Genomic DNA, 2,555 nt, shown 5'->3' with positions numbered 1-2,555 from the left:
CCGGTTGCAACTGGTGAAGCTTGCGTGTGAGCGACCCGACCCAGAAGTCACAGCGTTTCGCGATGTATGGACCTACCAGTCGCTGTCGGACGCTCTGTTGTAAGTGGTCACCACAGCCCCCGGACGCAGCAGTTCGTGAGCGTGTATGCCCTGGATGAATCACAGCCGGAGGCAACATGGATGTCATCGCGAGAGCTGAAGCTGCAACACGCGCTGTTTCGGGGAAGGGCCGGGGCCGTCGTCTCGGAGGAGCCCTCGGAGTTCTGGTGGGCCAAGCCACCAGAGAGCTACGCGCCAGCGGCGTGAGTTGGGGTGAGGTCGCCCGGAGGCTCCAAGTCTCAGTGCCAACCGCTCAGCGTTGGTCGGAGCGAATCGCCGAGCCGCCGCCACCGGCACTACTGCCGATTCGAGTCGTAGAGCCGGCTACCGAGGCCATCGTGGCAGTCGTGAGTCCGTCTGGCTGGCGAATCGAGGGTCTTACGTTGAGCCAGGCGCGCGCGTTCCTGGCGGAGCAGTGATCGCGCCGGCCCGTGCCGTCCGAGTCTTTGCGTACCCTCGTCCGACCGACCTCCGAAAGGGCTACAACGGCCTGTACGGATTGGTCGCCGAAGGCCTCCGGTCCGATCCGCTCAGCGGCGACTTGTTCCTGTTCGTGAATCGGAAGCGTACGAGCTGCAAGGTGCTGCTCTTCGATGGCACCGGGCTCTGCATCTTCATGAAACGGCTCGAGCAGGGGCAGTTCGCGGACGTCTGGCGCGAGGATTGTGCCGCCATCACCTTGACCGGCAGCGAGCTGAGTCTCTTCATCGAGGGCTGCTCGATGGTTGGATCCAGGCCTTTGTCGCCACCGCCGATCACGTCGTTCTAAAAAGGAAACTTCCGCCTTGCGTCAACGCCGGTCAGCATGATCGGATACGCCTCATGAGCGTTCGCCTGGAAACCGAAACGGACATCGAGCATTTGCGCAAGGTGGCGTTGATGCAAGACAGCGAGCTTCGCCGGCTCTCCAAGCAGGTCGTGGATCTCAAACGCGAACTGGCCGAGCTGAAGGGCGAGCCGATGACTCAGGCCGAGCTCGAAGGCCTGTTCGAGAGCGAACTTGAAAAGCTCAGCGCGGCCCAACCCGCCCCGACGCCGAAGTCACCCAAACGCGAGCCCAAGAAGCGCACCAAGTTTGGTCCTCGAGATCAGAGCGGCCTCGAGCAACTATTCGAGCACCACAAGCTACATCCTGCAGACCTGGCGTGCCCCGAGTGCGGAGAGGAACTCCAGGCGATGGCGGGGCAGTTCGACCAGTCACAGCTCGTCAGCGTTGTTCAGCTGAAGTATGTGCTGGTGAATCTGCGCCTCCAAAAGTACCGCTGTGCCAAGGGCTGCTGCATCGATCAGCCGCTCGCGCCTCAGCGCGCTACCCCTGGCGGTCGGTACTCGGTGGAGTTCGCTGCCAAGGTCGCCATCGACAAGTACCTGAACCATCTACCGCTTGCTCGGCAGGCGCGAATGATGGCCGAGCATAGACTCTCTATCAGCCGCAACGTTCTGTGGTCCCAGGTCAAACACATGGGCATGGCGCTTCGACCGATTTGGTTGGCTCTCATCAAGAACATTCTTTCTCAGCGAGTGATTGGCCTCGATCAGACCGGATGGCCAAACCTTGAGAGACGTAGCGCGAAGAAATGGCAGATGTGGTGCCTGACGGCTCCTGGCATGACGGCTCACATCATTCGCGACGACAAAGGCAGAGAGACGTTCGATGACCTCACCGCTGGATTCGAGGGGGTCGTCGTATGCGACATGATGAGCACCCATCTGTCCGCAGAAAAGGGTCGAGCTGAACTCACGCTCGCGGCCTGTTGGGCACACATCCGTCGCAAGTTCGCAGAGTGCGAGAAGGACTTCCCGAAAGCGCGAGTCGCGCTCGACCACATCCGGAGCCTTTATGACTTCGACGCGGAAGCCTCTGGCGAGGAAGCGCTGCGAGAGATCCGGAAAACCAAGAGCCGTGATGTGCACAAAGCGCTGCAGGGCTGGCTGCTGGCCACGCCGATGCCAAAGTTCACGAGCCTCGGCAAAGCCATTCGGCACACGCTCAAGCACTGGACTCAGCTGAGCGCGTTCTTGGAGAACCCACAGATACCGCTCGACAACAACGCGACGGAGCGCGCCCTACGAGGTCCGGTTGTTGGCCGTCGAAATCACTTCGGCTCGAAGTCCCGCCGCGGCACCGAGACCGCCGCGATCCTCTACTCGGTGATCGAGACTGCAAAGCTCGCTGGCGTGCCAGTCTCCGACTATCTCGTCGAAGCGGTCCGGGCCTCCCGCGACAATCATGTGCTAACGCCAGCCGCCTACAAGCGGCACCAGGCTTGCGACCACGGCTGAAGTCAGATCTCGGCAGCGCCAACTCGCCCCTCTACACGAATTGGACGCCTACGTCCGGGGGTCAGGGTGACCACTTACATAATACCGACCTGGGCGACACCTATCAGAACGCCGACGATTATGACGACGACGGCATTGAAGACCCGTCCGATAACTGCCCCCGCGCGCGTAAT

The 2,555-nt window shown here is 61.4% G+C and carries 3 protein-coding genes; all 3 read left to right on the top strand.

The features are described from left to right. Positions 1–266 precede the first annotated feature (266 nt). Genes GY769_19815 through GY769_19805 form a run of 3 tightly spaced genes read left to right on the top strand, consistent with a single transcriptional unit; the run spans position 267 to position 2,382 of the window. Positions 267–518, top strand: coding sequence for a hypothetical protein (locus GY769_19815; protein ID MCP4204169.1), 252 nt, complete (start codon positions 267–269; stop codon positions 516–518). Next, positions 515–868, top strand: coding sequence for an IS66 family insertion sequence element accessory protein TnpB (tnpB, locus tag GY769_19810; GenBank protein ID MCP4204168.1), 354 nt, complete (start codon positions 515–517; stop codon positions 866–868). Before GY769_19815 ends, tnpB begins: the two co-directional genes overlap by 4 nt. A 53-nt stretch (positions 869–921) precedes the next feature. Further along, the gene (locus GY769_19805; GenBank protein ID MCP4204167.1) at positions 922–2,382 is read left to right on the top strand and encodes an IS66 family transposase; all 1,461 of its coding nucleotides are present in this window, start codon (positions 922–924) and stop codon (positions 2,380–2,382) included. Positions 2,383–2,555 lie beyond the last annotated feature (173 nt).

Source organism: bacterium, from assembly GCA_024224155.1.
Taxonomy (GTDB): domain Bacteria; phylum Acidobacteriota; class Thermoanaerobaculia; order Multivoradales; family JAHEKO01; genus CALZIK01.
This window is presented reverse-complemented; position numbering and strand designations above follow the sequence as displayed.